18 protein-coding genes are annotated in these 15,185 nt (G+C 73.6%); 9 read left to right on the top strand and 9 right to left on the bottom strand.

Features of this window, described 5'->3' with window-relative positions:
* Positions 1 to 371: 371 nt before the first annotated feature.
* Positions 372 to 794, top strand: a complete 423-nt coding sequence (locus BJF81_RS06960; RefSeq protein WP_342447095.1) for a VOC family protein — start codon at positions 372 to 374, stop codon at positions 792 to 794.
* 29 nt (positions 795 to 823) lie between these two features.
* Here BJF81_RS06960 and BJF81_RS06955 read toward each other — a convergent pair whose 3' ends face one another.
* The 5 genes from BJF81_RS06955 to sqr form a co-directional block, all read right to left on the bottom strand.
* Complete coding sequence (locus tag BJF81_RS06955; RefSeq protein WP_075957720.1) at positions 824 to 1,915, bottom strand: PLP-dependent cysteine synthase family protein; 1,092 nt, start codon at positions 1,913 to 1,915, stop codon at positions 824 to 826.
* A gap of 189 nt (positions 1,916 to 2,104) precedes the next feature.
* Positions 2,105 to 2,596, bottom strand: coding sequence for a DsrE/DsrF/DrsH-like family protein (locus tag BJF81_RS06950; protein ID WP_075957719.1), 492 nt, complete (start codon positions 2,594 to 2,596; stop codon positions 2,105 to 2,107).
* Positions 2,545 to 2,751 (bottom strand): hypothetical protein, encoded by a 207-nt coding sequence (locus BJF81_RS17380; protein WP_143780710.1) that lies wholly within the window; start codon positions 2,749 to 2,751, stop codon positions 2,545 to 2,547. Before BJF81_RS17380 ends, BJF81_RS06950 begins: the two co-directional genes overlap by 52 nt.
* A gap of 32 nt (positions 2,752 to 2,783) precedes the next feature.
* Positions 2,784 to 3,098: a TusE/DsrC/DsvC family sulfur relay protein gene (locus BJF81_RS06945; protein WP_075957718.1), complete on the bottom strand. Its 315-nt coding sequence runs from the start codon at positions 3,096 to 3,098 to the stop codon at positions 2,784 to 2,786.
* Positions 3,099 to 3,106: 8 nt separating this feature from the next.
* Positions 3,107 to 4,345, bottom strand: a complete 1,239-nt coding sequence (gene sqr, locus BJF81_RS06940) for a type III sulfide quinone reductase, selenoprotein subtype (protein WP_075957717.1) — start codon at positions 4,343 to 4,345, stop codon at positions 3,107 to 3,109.
* Between the two features lie 108 nt (positions 4,346 to 4,453).
* Between sqr and BJF81_RS06935 the strand changes: the two genes are divergently transcribed.
* Together BJF81_RS06935 and BJF81_RS17375 are read left to right on the top strand one after the other, a co-directional pair.
* A complete protein-coding gene (locus tag BJF81_RS06935; RefSeq protein WP_075957716.1) occupies positions 4,454 to 4,828 on the top strand; it encodes a YidH family protein in 375 nt (124 codons plus the stop codon).
* Positions 4,828 to 5,184 (top strand): DUF202 domain-containing protein, encoded by a 357-nt coding sequence (locus tag BJF81_RS17375; protein WP_075957715.1) that lies wholly within the window; start codon positions 4,828 to 4,830, stop codon positions 5,182 to 5,184. Before BJF81_RS06935 ends, BJF81_RS17375 begins: the two co-directional genes overlap by 1 nt.
* Positions 5,185 to 5,194: 10 nt before the next feature.
* Here BJF81_RS17375 and BJF81_RS06925 read toward each other — a convergent pair whose 3' ends face one another.
* From BJF81_RS06925 to BJF81_RS06910, 4 genes are all read right to left on the bottom strand, one after another.
* Positions 5,195 to 5,578: an anti-sigma factor domain-containing protein gene (locus tag BJF81_RS06925; RefSeq protein WP_075957714.1), complete on the bottom strand. Its 384-nt coding sequence runs from the start codon at positions 5,576 to 5,578 to the stop codon at positions 5,195 to 5,197.
* Positions 5,579 to 5,915: 337 nt separating this feature from the next.
* Complete coding sequence (locus BJF81_RS06920; RefSeq protein ID WP_075957725.1) at positions 5,916 to 6,497, bottom strand: RNA polymerase sigma factor; 582 nt, start codon at positions 6,495 to 6,497, stop codon at positions 5,916 to 5,918.
* Positions 6,498 to 6,596: 99 nt separating this feature from the next.
* Complete coding sequence (locus tag BJF81_RS06915; RefSeq protein ID WP_237770085.1) at positions 6,597 to 7,040, bottom strand: class F sortase; 444 nt, start codon at positions 7,038 to 7,040, stop codon at positions 6,597 to 6,599.
* Positions 7,041 to 7,615: 575 nt separating this feature from the next.
* Positions 7,616 to 8,422 carry a DUF4397 domain-containing protein gene (locus BJF81_RS06910; RefSeq protein WP_075957712.1) on the bottom strand — a complete coding sequence of 269 codons (807 nt, stop codon included), beginning with the start codon at positions 8,420 to 8,422 and terminating at the stop codon, positions 7,616 to 7,618.
* A gap of 122 nt (positions 8,423 to 8,544) precedes the next feature.
* On the opposite strand from BJF81_RS06910, the gene BJF81_RS06905 reads away from it, so the two are divergent.
* The 6 genes from BJF81_RS06905 (at position 8,545) to BJF81_RS06880 (ending at position 15,179) form a co-directional block, all read left to right on the top strand.
* The gene (locus tag BJF81_RS06905) at positions 8,545 to 9,036 is read left to right on the top strand and encodes a GNAT family N-acetyltransferase (RefSeq protein ID WP_202817445.1); all 492 of its coding nucleotides are present in this window, start codon (positions 8,545 to 8,547) and stop codon (positions 9,034 to 9,036) included.
* A gap of 193 nt (positions 9,037 to 9,229) precedes the next feature.
* Positions 9,230 to 10,474 carry a toxic anion resistance protein gene (locus tag BJF81_RS06900; protein WP_075957711.1) on the top strand — a complete coding sequence of 415 codons (1,245 nt, stop codon included), beginning with the start codon at positions 9,230 to 9,232 and terminating at the stop codon, positions 10,472 to 10,474.
* Between the two features lie 15 nt (positions 10,475 to 10,489).
* Positions 10,490 to 11,098, top strand: a complete 609-nt coding sequence (locus BJF81_RS06895; protein ID WP_075957710.1) for a hypothetical protein — start codon at positions 10,490 to 10,492, stop codon at positions 11,096 to 11,098.
* Positions 11,095 to 12,711, top strand: a complete 1,617-nt coding sequence (locus BJF81_RS06890; RefSeq protein WP_075957709.1) for an AAA family ATPase — start codon at positions 11,095 to 11,097, stop codon at positions 12,709 to 12,711. The genes BJF81_RS06895 and BJF81_RS06890 overlap by 4 nt, the downstream gene beginning before the upstream one ends.
* Positions 12,708 to 14,036, top strand: coding sequence for a hypothetical protein (locus BJF81_RS06885; RefSeq protein WP_075957708.1), 1,329 nt, complete (start codon positions 12,708 to 12,710; stop codon positions 14,034 to 14,036). The genes BJF81_RS06890 and BJF81_RS06885 overlap by 4 nt, the downstream gene beginning before the upstream one ends.
* A gap of 18 nt (positions 14,037 to 14,054) precedes the next feature.
* On the top strand, positions 14,055 to 15,179 hold the full coding sequence (locus tag BJF81_RS06880) for a hypothetical protein (RefSeq protein WP_075957707.1): 1,125 nt from the start codon (positions 14,055 to 14,057) through the stop codon (positions 15,177 to 15,179).
* Positions 15,180 to 15,185: the final 6 nt, after the last annotated feature.

Genomic DNA, 15,185 nt, shown 5'->3' with positions numbered 1-15,185 from the left:
GGACCCCCACCCACCAGCCCCGACCCGACCACCAGCGCCGACGCGCCCGCCCGTCCCCAGCCAGAGCAGCTCCCCAAGCTGAACATCCCCACCCAGCCCCACAACCACCCCCCACGACAACGACGGCCACGACGACACCCCCTGGGACAAACCCACTTACGGACCGCCGCCCTTCTGACCGCCTGCCGGCGGGCCCCGACCAACCACCTGTCCGGCCCTCCACCCGGCGCGGCGCCGAGCACCGCCCCCTCCGAGCGTCCCCGGGATGAAGGGGGTTGTGCGCATCCCTCCCGAGGAGGACCGTGGCACGGGATCACCCGACACCGTCACCGCGACCGCCGCCGCGACGATCACCGGGACGAGGAGAGATCATGACGACGCTCAACCCCTACATCTCGTTCACCGGCAACGCGCGGGAGGCGATGGAGTTCTACCGCGGCGTCTTCGGCGGCCACCTGACGATCGACACCTTCGGCGAGGCCGGCCTGGGTGACGACCCGGCGACCGCCGATCAGGTCATGCACGCGATGCTCGTCACCGACGAGGACCTCACGCTCATGGCCTCCGACGCGCCGCCGGGCGTAAACGTCACCGTGGGCGACAACGTCCAGGTCTCGCTGAGCGGGCCGGCCGAGGACGAGATCGAGCTGCTCGGCTACTGGGAGCGGCTCAGTGCCAGCGGCTCGGTCGACATGCCTCTCGAGCGCGCTCCCTGGGGCGACCACTTCGGCGCGTGCACCGACGGCTTCGGGATCCGGTGGATGGTCAACATCGGCGGCGGCCAGGCGGCCTGACCGACGTCCGCCGACCCGACGCGGTCACCTCACCCCGTCCACTCCCCCTCCTCCCACGCCCGGGCCATGACGGTGAGGTAGGGGTCGACGTCCCACCCGTGGTCGACCACCCACCGCTCGTCGCGGTAGCTCCGCCCGTAGCGTGCGCCCCCGTCGCACAGCAGCGTGACGATCGCCCCCGCCCGCCCCTCGGCGCGCATCTCGCAGGCCAGCCGCATCACCGCATACAGCGCAGTCCCCGTGGAGGGACCGCACGACAGCCCCGTCCGCTCCTCGAGGAAGCGCATCGCCGCCACCGACGCGGCGTCGGGCACGCCCATCATCCGGTCGACCACGTCCGGGATGAAGCTCGGCTCGACCCGCGGCCGTCCGATCCCCTCGATCCGCGACCCGCACGGCCGGTGGACCTCCTCCCGCGCGAACGTCGGCAGAAAGGCCGACCCCTCCGGATCCACGACGCACAGCTGCGACCGGTGCCCGTGGAGGCGCACGTAACGTCCGATCGTCGCCGACGTCCCGCCCGTCCCCGCGCCGACGACGATCCATTCCGGGACCGGGTGCAGCTCGAGCGCCATCTGCTCGAAGATCGACTCGGCGATGTTGTTGTTCCCCCGCCAGTCCGTCGCGCGCTCGGCGTAGGTGAACTGGTCCATGTAGTAGCCGTCGTAGCGGTCGGCCAGCTCCCGGGCGACGTCGTAGACCTCACCGGCGTCGTCCACCAGGTGGCAGCTGCCACCCTCACGCTCGATGAGAGCGATCTTCTCCGCGCTGGTGTCCCGGTGCATCACTGCCACGAACGGCAGTCCCAGCATCTGGGCGAAGTGCGCCTCGCTGACCGCGGTCGAGCCCGAGCTGGCCTCGATGACCGTCGTGCCCTCGTGGATCGCCCCGTTGCACAGCGCGTAGAGGAACAGCGACCGAGCCAGACGGTGCTTCAGGCTCCCGGTCGGGTGGGTGGACTCGTCCTTGAGGTAGACCTGCACGTCCCAGCCCGGCGGCATCGTCAGCGCGATGAGGTGCGTGTCGGCGCTGCGGTTCGCGTCCGCCTTCAGCCGGCGCACCGCCTCGTCGGTCCATGCCCGGTCGTGCGGTCGGCGTGGACGGCGGTCGACGACGGGCACCGGGGAGGTATGCGGCGGGCGTGCGGCTGACGTGGGGTGGGCCTCGGTGCTCACCTGGACGACGCTAGCGGAGCCGGCCGACGAGCGGGCGCAGAGCAGAGCGCCGCTGACGAGCCGGCGGACAGCAGAGCGCCGCCGCCGACCAGGCAGGGACGGGTCGGCGGCGGCGGGCTGGTGAGGGGTGGGCCGTCAGACGAAGACGACCTGGGCGCCCTCGGCGATGTCGATGAAGTCGCCGGCGCTGATGACACCCTCGACACCGGGGTGCAGGTCGGCCTCGAGCAGCTTCATCATGTCGTAGGTCAGCCGGCAGGCGTACATGTGTGCGCCGGAGGCCTGGAGCAGGTCGAGGAACTCGGGGACCGTGGGGATCTCCTGCTCCTCCATCTGCTTGTTCATCATCCGCGTGGCGTAGCCCGTCATCCCCGGCAGGTTGCCGAGCACCTGCGGCATGGAGACGTGCTCCAGGCCCGGCTTGATGCGGCCCAGGTCGGGCATGTGCATCGCGGTGTTGCCCGAGAGGGTGAACTTGAGCTTGTCGTTCGTCTTGGTGTTGACGATGTCCAGGCCCCAGAAGGTGAAGAAGATGTGCACCTCGACGCCCTCGCCGAGCGCGGCGTTGCCCATGATCAGGGCCGGGTAGGCCATGTCCAGGTTGCCCTTGGAGCAGATGAAGGCCATCTTCCGGGGGCCGGAGTAGGCCGGGGCGCCGGCGCCTCGGTGGCGGTCGCCGTGCCGGGGGTGCCGTTGGTGGACGGCGCGGCGCGGCCCTTGTCGCCGAAGTCCGGCATGATGAAGCCCGCGGGGGGCGTGGTGCTGCGGGTGGTGGTGCTCATGATGTGGTTCTCCTCCTCGTCGACCCGGTCGCTCAGACGCAGCCGACGGGCTTGGGCAGACCGGACAGCCAGGCCATCTTTTTGGCGGGCTTGCCGGGGTACAGGGCGAACAGGGTCTTGATGTCGAAGCCGCCGACCGTCTGGATGCGGCGCAGCGTCGGGGTGACCCCCGTCTGGGCGGAGTCCTCGCGCATGAAGCGCAGGATGGCCAGGTGCTCGTCCGACAGGTCGATCCCGATCAGGGCGGCCATGTCGGCGGCGAGGTCCTCGCTCCAGTCGTCACGACGGGTCAGGAACCCCTCGGCGTCGACCTCGAAGGTCCGGTCGTTGAGCGTGTTGGTGGGCATGGGGTTCTTCACTCCTTCGGCTGGCGCTTGCCGGCCATCGACATGTGGCTGGAGACGGGCAGCTTGTGTCCGGGGAGCAGCATCTTCCAGTAGATCTGCTCGAAGGCCAGCTTGCCCAGGTGGTTGGCGCGCGAGGGCTTCAGCAGGGTCATCGGTCCGACGACCGGGACCGGGAAGGTGCCCTTGAGCGGCTGCGTGTCGTAGTTGAAGTCGAGCAGCATGGCCTGGCCACGACCCGACTCGATGAAACAGTTGGCGTGCCCGTCGAAGGCGTTCGGCAGCGGGCGGCCGTCGACGGCGGCGACGAAGTTGTCGATGAACTCCTCGACCGCGAAGTGTGCGACCGAGCCGGCCTTGGAGGTCGGGATGTCGCTGGCGTCGCCGAGGACGAAGATCCGCTCGTCGACGACCGACCGCAGCGTGTGCTTGTCGACGGGGACGAAGCCGGCGTCGTTGCCCAGGCCGGAGTCCATGACGAACTGCTGGCCGACGTTCGGCGGGATGGTGACGAGGAGGTCGAAGGGCAGCTCGCGCCCGTCGTAGGCGACCAGCTTCTGGGCCTCGTTGTCGATCCGCTCCACGGCGAAGTCTGCGGCCAGGCGGATGCTGCGGTCCTTGAGCAGGCCACCCAGCTCCTTGGAGGCCACCGGCTTGGTGAAGGCGCCGTCCAGCGGGGTGACGTAGGTGATGTCGACCTTGTGCCGGATCCCCTGCTTGCGGAAGTGGTCCTCGACGAGGAAGGCGAACTCCAGCGGTGCGACCGGGCACTTGATGGGCATCTCGGTGATGTGCACGAGGATGCGGCCCTCGGTGAACTCCGCGAGCGACTTCTTCAGCGCCACCGAGCCCTCGTAGGTGTAGAACTCGTGGACCTTGTCCCGCCACAGCGAGCCGTCGGCCATGCCGTCGACCAGGGTCGGGTCGGGCCGGGTGCCGGAGGCGATGATGAGCCAGTCGTAGGAGAGCCGCCGGCCGTCGACCAGCTCGACCTCACGCTCCTCCCGGTGCACCTTGGCGATGCCGGCCTCGACGAACTCGATGCCGTCGTGCAGCAGCTCGCGCCGGTCCTTGACCACGCGCTCGGGCTTCATCCAGAAGGGGATGAACAGGTAGCCCGGCTGATACCGGTGCTCGGTGTCCTGGTCCACCACGGTGATCGACCAGGCGCTCTTGTCGAGGGTCGCGAGCAGGTGGTTGGCGGCCATGGTCCCGGCCGTTCCAGCCCCCAGGATGAGGAGTTTGTTCATGCCCCCAACGATACCCCTGCGGGTATCCATTGACGCCATTCTGAGGACGTGACTTACGACACTAGGTAGTGGACTTCGGCAGGGCCCGGAGCAGCCCGGTCGCCTACCATGCCGACCGTGCCCTACTCCCGCTGGCCCCGCTCCGTCTACGGCTCGGGCGACGAGCCCGACCCCCGGTTCTCGCTGGCCAACGAGCGCACCTTCCTCGCCTGGATCCGCACCTCCCTGGCGCTGCTGGCCGTCGCCGCCGCGGTCGACGCCCTCCCCCTGCGCATCGACGACCGCGCCCAGGCCGCCCTCGCGGCCGTGCTGGCCCTGACCGGGCTCGCGTCGGCATACCACGCCTGGCGCGGCTGGGTGCGCACCGAGCAGGCGATGCGCACCGAACGGCCCCTGCCCGGCAACGCCGCCGGCATCGTCGTCGTCATCGGCGTGGCCGTCGCGGGCGTCGTCCTGCTCGTGGCCACCCTGCTGCGGGCCTGATGGGCGAGGAGCCGGCCCGGGGCACGGTCCGCGACCCGGGGCTGCAGCAGGAGCGGACCGCCCTGGCCTGGCGCCGCACCGGCCTGGCTCTCGTCGTGGGATCACTGACGGTCGGACGGCTGACGATGACGACCCTGGGGCCCACCGTCCTCGTACCCGCCTTCATCGCCGCCGCGCTGGCGGCCTGGGTCGTCAGCGTGACGCTGCGCAGCGGCCGCTACTCGTGGACCCACCCGGAGGACCCGCGGTTCGACCGCATCCTCGGCGACGGCAAGGTGCCGGCCGTGGTCACGGTCGTGACCGCGTCCCTCGCCCTCGGCGAGCTGGTCAGCGCGACCGTCCAGCTGCTGGGGTGATCCCGGAGGATCACCCGCCGGCGCGCCGTGGGCGGTGAGCCCGGGGTCGTCGGACAGCTCGCCCCGGAGCACGCTGCGGCCGCCGTGCGTCGGGTCTCCGTCGAGACGCTCCACGGAGATGTCGAGAGGGGTACTCCTCCAGGGAGACGTCGTCGGGGAGCTCGAGCCGTGCCGTCGTGCCCTGGAGCACCCCGACCGAGACCATCCCGCTGACGTCCGGGCGCAGCAGCCAGACCTCCAGGTAGTCGCCCTCCTGCTCGACGGGCCGGTCCAGCTCGACCAGCAGGGAACGGTGCCCGTCCACGGCGACCACCTCGGCGCGGGCGGTGAGGTCGTCCGCACCGGCCGTGGCGTCCGTGGCGTCCTCGACCGGTCCGAGACCGGCGGCGGCCACCAGCAAGCCTCCGGCTCCTGCTCCTGCCCACCCTGCAGCAGCCGGTCGCCCGACAGCGCGACCACCCCGCCCACCGCGGCCGCGGCCAGCATCGGCAGGACCCCCGGCCACGAGCGACGGCCGGCCCGTCGGGAGCCGTGCGCCCGCCGCGGTCCTGCCACGTGCCGGGAGCCGCGCGCCCGCCGGGTGGACCAGTCACCGGACGGGTTCCCGAGCTCCTCCTCCACCGCTCGCCAGACCTGCGGCGGTGGCGGCGCGCTCAGGTCGCCGGCCCGGCGCAGCAGCCGGACCACGCGCTCCTCGCCCGAGGACTCCTGGCGTCGGTCGTCCTGCACGGTCACTGCTCACCTCCTAGCCGGTCGCGCAACCGTCGCAGGGTGCGGGTCATGTGGGTCTTGACGGTCCCGAGCGGCAGGTCGAGCAGCTCGGCGATCTCCTTCTGGGTGCGGTCCTCCACGTAGGCCATGAGCAGGATGGTCCGCTGGGGCTCCCCGATCCGCTCCAGCTCCTCGTAGACCGTGATGAGGTCGGTGGAGTCGGCGGCGTCCCAGGCCGTCAGGTCGGCCGTCGCCATCTCGTCGTCGGTGGTCGGCACCTCGGCGGTGAAGGGGCGGGCCCGCACGACGTCGGCGACCCGGCGTCGGGTGATCCCCACGAGCCAGGCGCCGAGGGGACCCCGGGCCGGGTCGAAGCCGTCCCGGCCGCGCCAGGCGGACAGGAAGACCTGCTGGGTGACGTCGTCGGCCTCGACGGGACCGACGGCCTTGGCCGCCAGGCCGTGGACCATGCCGCCCCAGCGGCGGTAGGCCAGCTCGAGGCCCCGCTCGTCCCCGTCCAGCCACGCCTCCAGCGCCAGCCTCTCCTCCGTGGTCGTCGCAGCCGGTGGACCGGCGGCGTCGGAGGCGGCGCTGTCGGTCACGGGACCAACCTGCCGCAGGTCAGGACCGGGCGTCAACGTGAACGGCCTCCGGGTGCCGGCCTCCCGGTCCTGCACGGCGACCGCCCAGGACATCGCCGGTCACGACCCGTCGGCGACCGGCTCGGCCGTGATGACGAGGTTGTCGGTGTAGCGCCGGGTGTCGGGGGACCACGGGCCGGTGCAGGTGATGAGCTGGAGGACGTGCGGCCCGTCGCGGCGGAAGACCTCCTGGACCGCGAGCTCGGGCTTGGCCACGGTGCGCAGGGACACGATGCGGTATGCGGTGCGCGTCCCGTCCGCGGCCTCCACCGTCACCTCGTCGCCCTCGGCCACGTCGGTGAGGGCCAGGAAGGCACCGGGGCCGTCGCGGTCGTCGACGTGGCCGGAGATGACGGTGGACCCGGCGTCGGCGCCCGGGGCGGGGCCGTAGCGGTACCAGCCGGCCCGGTCGGCGTCCTCGGGGATCTGCATCTGGCCGTCGTCCTGCACCCCGACCTGGTCCAGGGGCACGGCCAGGTCGACCGAGCCGACCTCCAGGCGCACGGGCACCCGGTCGGCGGCGGCCCGGGTGGCGGCGGCCAGCCCGTCCAGACCGGCGGGGCGTCGGGCCGGCGGCTCGACGGCCAGCCGCGGGGAGCTGTCGGCGTCGTCGGCCGAGCCTTCCTCGGCCTCGTCGGCCGCATCCTCCCCGCCCTGCTCTCTCGACGCGTCCTGCGTCTCGTCGGCCGGTGAGTCCTGCGCTCGCCGGCCGCGCCGTCCTCGCTCTCGCCTGCCGCGCCGGCCTGCTCGGCGGGAGTCCCCGTGGAGGTCATGGCCACCTCCACGGGGACCTCACCGAAGTCCTCCGCCGCCGGGACCGGGTCGCGTGTCAGCCCGACCAGGGCCACGACGAGCAGGAGGACGGAGCCGACCAGCACCCCGAGGGGCACCGCGCCGACCCGCCGCCAGAAGGCCCGGACGGGCCCTCCGGCGGAGCTGTCGACCTGCTGCTCCGCGCCCTCGCCGCGCGCCGTCCCCCGACGGGGGGAGCCGCCCCCACCGGTGGGGTTCCCACCGGTGGGGACGGGGCTGGGCGGAGTGGTCATGGCAGCAGGTTCGACGTCCGGAGGGACCGGGGCTCAGCCGCGCTGGGTCGCGCGACGGGCCACGAGGCCACCGGCGGCCAGCACGCCGGCCGCACCGGCCGCCGCCAGCACCATCAGCATGGAGCTGTCCATGAGGCCACCCTGACCGGACGGGACACCCTCGGGGGCGCTGTGCAGCCCGTCGATGGTCTGGACGGCGAGGTCCAGGGTGCCGTCCTCGGCGGAGCCCCAGGCGTAGACGATGGTGTTGACGCCCTCGCCCAGGTCGAGGTCGGCCGGGCCGAGCACGACGTCCTCGGTGCCCGCGAGCACCACGTCGGCCGAGACCATGCCGGCCGGCAGGTCCAGGACCTCCTCGTTCGGGTTGGTCAGACCGGTGATGACCGGCTCGCCACCGGCGCGGACGTCCACCGCGGGGGCGGCGGCGGCGTGCCGGACGGTGAGGCGGGCGTCGCCCGCCGCGGTCTCGGACACGTCGTTGGCGAAGGCGGACAGCATCGGGGTGCCGTCCTCGGCCAGGTGGGCGGCCAGGGTCAGGTTGGCCCCGCCGGGCACCTCGAGACCCTCGGCGGAGATGGCCGGGTCGGCCGAGTCGGGGGTGTCGCCGTCGGCGTAGACGGCGATGTCGTAGGTGCCGGCCTCGAGCATCATCGGGTCGGTCAGCGTGCCGGGCTCGAAGTCGGGCAGCAGCTCCTCGCCGTCCACGTAGACGTCCACGGTCAGGCCGGGCACCCCGTGGAGGATGGAGACGGCCGACTCGTGGCCGTCCGCGGCCGCCGGGGCGGCGAGGGCGGTGACGGTCGCGCCGGCGACCAGGGCTGCGGTGGTGATCCTGCGCATCGTGTGCTCCTTCGGTGAGGGGCGGCGTCTCCGCCCTCTGACCCCTACTACGGGCCGATGTCCATGCTTGGATTCATCCTTGTCAAAAGTTTGTCGAACTTTTTTGGCGGTACCGTTCCACCGTGCCCATCGACGTCTCGCTCCGGCCCGCCGTCACCGACGACCACGAGGCCGTCGGCCGGATCCTCGTCTCGGCCTACGGGCCGAGCGGGATGGCCCCGGACGAGCCCTACTGGACGGCCCTGCGCGACACGGCCGCCCGGGTCGCGGACGCGGAGGTCTGGATCGCCGAGCTCGACGGCCGGGTCGTCGGCACGGTGACCTGGGCAGGCCACGGCTCCGGGCAGCGGGAGGTCGCCGTCGACGGCGAGGCCGAGTTCCGGATGCTCGCCGTCGACCCGGCGGTGCGCGGCCGTCGCGCCGGCCGGGCCCTGCTGGACGCGATCGTGGACCGCGCCCGCCGGGACGGCTACCAGGCCGTCGTCCTCTCCAGCGACGGGTGGATGTCGACGGCCCACCGGATGTACGAGCGCGCCGGGTTCGTCCGGGTGCCAGGACGCGACTGGACGCCGGTCCCCGGCGTGGACCTGCGGGTCTACCGGCTGGCCCTGTGAACCGGGCCCCGGGCGCGGCAGGGGCGCGTCCCGGGCGCGCGCCGCGCCACGGCATACCCCTCCTCCCCAGGCGTGCGGCTCCCCAGGTGTGCCGGAGGGAACGGCAGGACACAATGGGCACGTCAGACCCGCCGGGTGCCCAGGTGGCCCCGTCGACGACGCCCGACGCAGGGTGCCAACCGGAGGAGAGCAGATGACCGACCAGCCGCAGCCGCTCCAGGCCCCCGAGCCCCTGGCCGCCCCGGAGCCGCTCACGCTGACCGCGCCGCCCCCGCCGCAGCCGGTGGCCGAGACCGCCGCGCCCGCCATGGCGCCTCAGGTGGACCCGCAGGCCCTCCCGGCGCTGGACAAGAAGGTCGAGGACTTCGTCCAGGGGCTGACCCGGACCGAGACCCGGTCGCCGGAGTTCGCCCGCAAGGCCGCCGACGTCCGCACGATGGGCGACGCCGAGATCCGCACCGCGGCCGAGACCTCCAACCGGCTGCTCAAGTCGCCGGTGCGGGCCCTGCAGGAGGGCGGCGTCTCCAAGGAGTCCAAGGTCGGCCGCACCCTCATGGAGCTGCGCCGCACCGTCGAGGACCTCGACCCGGCGCAGGCCCAGGGCGCCAAGAAGTTCCTGGGGATGATCCCGTTCGGGGACCGGCTGCGCGACTACTTCCGCAAGTACGAGTCGGCCGAGAAGCACCTCGACGGCATCCTGCACGCGCTGCGCAGCGGGCAGGACGAGCTGGCCAAGGACAACGCCGCGCTGAACATGGAGAAGCAGCAGCTGTGGGACTCCATGGGCCGGCTCAACCAGTACGTCTACATCGCCGAGCAGCTCGACGCCCGCGTCGCCGCCCACGTCGCCCAGCTCGAGGAGACCGACCCCGAGAAGGCCAAGGCGATGCGCGAGGACGTGCTCTTCTACGTCCGGCAGAAGCACCAGGACCTGCTGACCCAGCTGGCGGTGTCGATCCAGAACTACCTGGCGATCGACATCATCATGAAGAACAACATCGAGCTCATCAAGGGTGTCGACCGGGCCTCCACGACCACCGTGTCGGCGCTGCGCACCGCCGTCCTCGTGGCCCAGGCGCTGAACAACCAGAAGCTGGTCCTCGACCAGATCACCGCGCTGAACGAGACGACCTCCGACATGATCCAGCGCACCAGCGAGATGCTGCGGGACAACTCGGTGGCGATCCAGGAGCAGGCGGCGTCCTCGACGCTGGGCCTGGAGCAGCTGCAGGCGGCCTTCGCCAACATCTACGAGACGATGGACGCGATCGACGCCTTCCGCTCCCAGGCGCTGGACTCGATGGCCCAGACCATCGGCGTGCTCGAGGGAGAGGTGTCCAAGTCGCGGGGCTACCTGGACCGCTCCCGCCGCACCGACACCCGGCTGGTGGGTGGCGAGCTCGACCTGGGCGACGCCCCGCCGACCCGGCTGTCCTGACGGGGCGGGGACGGCATGGGGTTCTCCGACCTGCTCGACCGGATGCTCGGCCGGGCGCCCGAGGCGGCCGACGACCGCCTCGAGCTGCCCGCGCCCCCGACGGCGCAGGACGTCGAGCAGGCGCTCGCGACCACCGAGGAGCTGCTCGGTTCCTCCGCGCTGCCCTCGGTCGTCACCGCGCGGGCCCAGCGCGTCGTCGACACCGTGCGGGACACCGTGCCGCGGATGGGTCGGATCTCCGGCAGCAGCCTGGGCTACACGGTCGTGGCGACCGCCACCGACTACCTGCCCGAGGCGATCGGCGCCTACCAGCGCCTCCCCCGGCGGTACGCCGACACCCGCCCCGTCGACGGCGCCAAGACCTCGCTCATGGTCCTCGTCGACCAGCTCGACCTGCTCGGGCTGACGATGGACCGGGTCTTCGACGCGGTCTACCGCGACGACGCCCGCGAGCTGGTCGCCCAGGGCCGGTTCATCGCCGAGAAGTTCGGCGGGTCGGCCGGGGGCGGGTCGTTGCGGATCGGGGCCGACGACCACGCGCCGGTCCCGGAGCAGCCGTCGGAGGAGTCTGCCGACGACGACGCTGTCGACCCGCTGACCCCGCCCGAGGGAAGGACCTCATGACCACGTCGCCGCTGCGCGAGGCCGTCGACACCCTGGCCCGGGTCGGCGAGCAGGCCGGCCTGGAGGAGGGGTCCGCCCGCGCCGAGGGGGTCGCCCTGGCCGCGGCGGTCATGGAGCGCAGCGTGGGCTCGGCCCGGATCGCCCGCACCTGGGGGGAGGCCTTCGCCCTGCCCGCCAGCGACTACTTCGGCACCGCCCCGCACGGCCGCCGCTACCGCGCCGTCCCCACGCCGCTGCTGCAGACGCTCCTGGCCGAGTCGAGCCCGCACGCGCAGGGGTATGCCGTCGCGCTGGCCGACGTGGCCACCGCGGCGAGCGCGCTGCCCGGGTCGGACGCGACCACGGTGGGTCAGGCGATCACCGCGGCCCGGACCCAGCTGGCCGCGGCCGGGGTGCAGGGGCACCCCCGCGCCGGGCGGCGTCCGCCGGCCGCGGACCCGCTCGAGGGCTACGCACCGGCCTCGCACCAGGGTGCCGGGCCGGACGGCACCGACCAGCGCACCTGGGCCCGGGAGCTGCTCGAGCGTGCCCAGGAGCAGTCCGGCCGGGTCCGCCAGATGCTGGACGAGATGGGCCGGTTCGGCCAGGCCGGCGGCCCGGGCGGCCAGCTGCCGCCCGCCCCGCCGACGTCGTGGACGCCGCCGGCGGGCACGGCATACCCCCCGGAACCCACTGCCGCCGCCACCCAGGAGGAGCCCGCGGAGGCCGGGCCGCCGCCCGAGCCCGCTCCCCCGCAGCGGTCGGTCGAGGAGCTGCTCGCAGAGCTCGACGAGCTGATCGGGCTGGAGCGGGTCAAGGCCGAGATCCACCGGCAGGTGGCCCTGCTGAAGATGGACGCGCGCCGTCAGGAGGCCGGCCTCAAGGTCGCCACGCTGACCCGGCACCTGGTCTTCGTCGGCAACCCGGGCACCGGCAAGACGACGGTGGCGCGGCTGGTCGGCGGCATCTACCGGGCGCTGGGGCTGCTCGACAAGGGGCAGCTCGTCGAGGTCGACCGCTCCGAGCTGGTCGCCGGCTACCTGGGCCAGACCGCCGCCAAGACCGCCGAGGTGGTGGCGTCGGCGCTGGGCGGGGTGCTGTTCATCGACGAGGCGTACAGCCTGGGCGGGGACCAGTACGGCAAGGAGGCCGTCGACACCCTCGTCAAGGAGATGGAGGACCACCGCGACGAGCTGGTCGTCATCGTCGCCGGCTACCCGGCGCCGATGGCCGAGTTCATCGGGATGAACCCGGGCCTGGAGAGCCGGTTCCGCACGATCATCGAGTTCGACGACTACACCGACGACGAGCTCACCGGGATCCTGCTCGTGCTCGCCGAGAAGATGGACTACGACGTCGACCCGGAGGCGCAGGAGCGGTTCCGCGAGATGCTGGCCGCCACGCCGCGGGGGCCGAGCTTCGGCAACGGACGCTTCGCCCGCAACATGCTCGAGGCCGCGATCGGCCGGCACGCCTGGCGGCTGCGGGACACCGAGGACGTCGACGTCGAGGAGCTGCGCACGCTGCGGCGGCAGGACTTCGAGGACCGCGACGGGGTGGACCTGTCCGTGGAGGTCGGGGACGGCGACGAGGACGACGGGAACGGTTCCGAGGACATGGAGGCCTCCTCGTGAGCACGCCGACGCCGGCGACGTCAGGGGGGACGCCCGCGACGTCGGGAGGGGCCGCCACCGCCGCCTCCGCCGCCACGCCCGCCCGGCAGCAGGCTGCCCAGGCCAAGCCCGCGCAGGGGCAGGCAGGCCAGCAGCCGGCCCCGGGCAAGGGCGCCCAGCCGCAGACCGCAGGGAAGGGCACCCAGGGGCACCCGACCTCCTCGACCCCCCGTCTGCTCCGGCTGGCCCGCGGCGTGACGGCGGCCGCGGCCCTGCTCACCGGGATCGTGGCCACGGGCACCTTCGACACCGGGGGCGTCAACAGCACCCCCAACGTCATCGCCGCCCAGTGGACCGCGGCCGAGCGCACGGGCGTCGGACTGGCCGAGGCCGAGCTGCGGGCCACCGAGCAGGCCGCCGCCCGGGCCACCGGCAGCGCGCCGGCCGAGACCTCCGGGGACCCCGTCGAGGCGCTGGGGGTCGCGGCCGGGGCGCACGCCCGCTCCGGCGGCGACCCGGGCCGCAGCAGCGAGACCGCGGCCGAGATCGCCGAGGCGGCCGTCCTCGTCGGTCGGACGCTCGCGGCCCCCGCCGCCGACGCTGCGGCGGACGGTGCCGCCGGGGGCGGCACGGTGGCCGAGGACCTGACCGCGGCCCGCACCCTGCTGCGCACCGCCGGCGACGCCAGCGACGCCACGGCGGCCACGCACGCCGAGGACCTGGCCACCGGCTCCCGGTCGGTCCTCACCGGGGTCGTCGGGACCCTCGCGACCCTCCTCATGCTCGGCGTGCTCGTCTGGCTGGCGCTGCGCACGCGGCGGATCGTCAACGTCCCCCTGCTGGTCGCCACCGCGATGACGGGCTGGCTGGCCTACGTCTCGCTCAACCCCGCTGCCGTCCCGGTCAGCGTCGACGGCCAGGTCAGCGGCACCGCCGAGGTGGCGAACGCCCTGCAGCAGGTCCGGGAGGCCAGGGCGGCGCAGTACGCCCCCGTGCTCGGCACCCCCGGCAGCTTCGGCACCGACGGCACGGACGCCACGCAGGCCCTGGCCACGCTCGACGACCAGGAGCTGTCGGACACCTGGCAGCAGATCTCCGCCACCCAGGAGGACGTCGCCGGCGCGCCCGACCCCGCCGCGGCCGCGGAGGTCCTCGCCGGGACGCAGGAGGCCTACGCCGGGCTGGACGCCGAGCTCTCCGAGCGGCTGGACGGCCGCCTGGACGCCGCGGCCTCCCGCGTCGGGCTGCCGGCCGTCGTCAGCTCCGGCCTGGCCCTGCTGCTGGGCCTGTCCGCCGCCGGCCTGGCGTGGGCCGGGATCACCCGTCGTCTGCAGGACTACCGGTGAGCCCCGCCACGAGCAGGTATGCCGTGGCGCCCCCCCGCACCCGGGGCGCTCGGCACCGACGTCGACCCCCGGGAGCTGCTGCGCTACCTGGACGACCTGATCACCTGGAAGGACCGGCGCAAGGTCGAGCTCGACGCCCTCGACCGCGCCTCGATGGACCTGACCGACCCGCAGGACCGGGCGGCCGTGACCCCTGACGTGACGCTGTCGATGACGTTGTGGCAGGCCGTCTCCGACCGACTTGGCCTCATCCTGGCCACCTGGGACTCCGGCCGGGTCGGGGAGGGTGAGCGCCGCCGGATCACGACCCTGGTCTGGGGGTCGCTGGAGCAGCCCGGACAGCGCGCCGGCGGACAGTCCCTGGCGGTCTCGCTGCCCGAGGCCTGCCGGCTCTCGGACTCCCTGGCCTCCGCGCTGCGGATGCGCCTGCGCCTCGACGGCGCGGACCCGACCGTCACCGACCGCCTGCACGACCTGCGCCAGCAGGTGGAGCGGATCGCCGACCAGGTCGCCCTCGTGCCGGAGAGCCGCCGGGCCTCGGCGCAGCAGGCCTACGACGCGCTGGACCGTCGGCTGGAGGAGGTCACCGGGCGGGCCCGGCGCGGCGGCGACGTCGGCGGCTTCCTCGGGCCCCTGGAGGTGGAGGCGGCCACGACCGAGCGCGACCTCATCGTCGCCGCCTCCCAGCGCGCGCACGCCCGGGTCGATCACGCCCGCGCCTCGCAGCTGGTGGCCGAGCTGGCCGCCCGCGGCGACGCGGTCCGGGCCCTCGCGGAGCGGGCCCGGACCCTGGTCACCCCCGCCCCGACGCTCGGTGTGCCCGACGTGGCCCAGCTCGGACCGGTGCCGGGCGATCCCCAGGAGCTCACGGCATACCTGACCCGGCTGGAGCGGGTGGACCGCGCGCTCACCCTGGCCCAGCAGGCCTACGCCGCCGCGTTGGAGCGGCGGGAGGACCTCGCCGGGCGGGCCGAGCGGGTGCACGCGGCGCTGGACGCCGACGAGCAGGGCGCGGCGGCGAGCGCCGGGCTGGCCGAGCAGGCGCAGGCGCTGCTGGCCCGGACCCCCACCGACCTGACGAGGCTGGAGGCGATGGTGCAGGCGCAGGAGACGCTGGTCCGGACGATGGGGGTCCAGCCGTGAGGCCCC

It is taken from the genome of Ornithinimicrobium sp. CNJ-824, assembly GCF_001942405.1.
GTDB classification, from domain to species: Bacteria; Actinomycetota; Actinomycetes; order Actinomycetales; family Dermatophilaceae; genus Ornithinicoccus; species Ornithinicoccus kibberensis.
This window is presented reverse-complemented; position numbering and strand designations above follow the sequence as displayed.

Excerpts from the sequence above, each read along its gene's own strand:
- BJF81_RS06950 (WP_075957719.1), bottom strand. The coding sequence starts at position 2,596 with ATGGCCTTCATCTGCTCCAAGGGCAACCTGGACATGGCCTACCCGGCC.
- BJF81_RS06935 (WP_075957716.1), top strand. The coding sequence starts at position 4,454 with ATGCCGACCGTGCCCTACTCCCGCTGGCCCCGCTCCGTCTACGGCTCG.
- BJF81_RS17375 (WP_075957715.1), top strand. The coding sequence starts at position 4,828 with ATGGGCGAGGAGCCGGCCCGGGGCACGGTCCGCGACCCGGGGCTGCAG.
- BJF81_RS06895 (WP_075957710.1), top strand. The coding sequence starts at position 10,490 with ATGGGGTTCTCCGACCTGCTCGACCGGATGCTCGGCCGGGCGCCCGAG.
- BJF81_RS06880 (WP_075957707.1), top strand. The coding sequence starts at position 14,055 with ATGCCGTGGCGCCCCCCCGCACCCGGGGCGCTCGGCACCGACGTCGAC.
- BJF81_RS06960 (WP_342447095.1), top strand. The coding sequence starts at position 372 with ATGACGACGCTCAACCCCTACATCTCGTTCACCGGCAACGCGCGGGAG.
- BJF81_RS06890 (WP_075957709.1), top strand. The coding sequence starts at position 11,095 with ATGACCACGTCGCCGCTGCGCGAGGCCGTCGACACCCTGGCCCGGGTC.
- BJF81_RS17380 (WP_143780710.1), bottom strand. The coding sequence starts at position 2,751 with ATGAGCACCACCACCCGCAGCACCACGCCCCCCGCGGGCTTCATCATG.
- sqr (WP_075957717.1), bottom strand. The coding sequence starts at position 4,345 with ATGAACAAACTCCTCATCCTGGGGGCTGGAACGGCCGGGACCATGGCC.
- BJF81_RS06945 (WP_075957718.1), bottom strand. The coding sequence starts at position 3,098 with ATGCCCACCAACACGCTCAACGACCGGACCTTCGAGGTCGACGCCGAG.
- BJF81_RS06900 (WP_075957711.1), top strand. The coding sequence starts at position 9,230 with ATGACCGACCAGCCGCAGCCGCTCCAGGCCCCCGAGCCCCTGGCCGCC.
- BJF81_RS06910 (WP_075957712.1), bottom strand. The coding sequence starts at position 8,422 with ATGCGCAGGATCACCACCGCAGCCCTGGTCGCCGGCGCGACCGTCACC.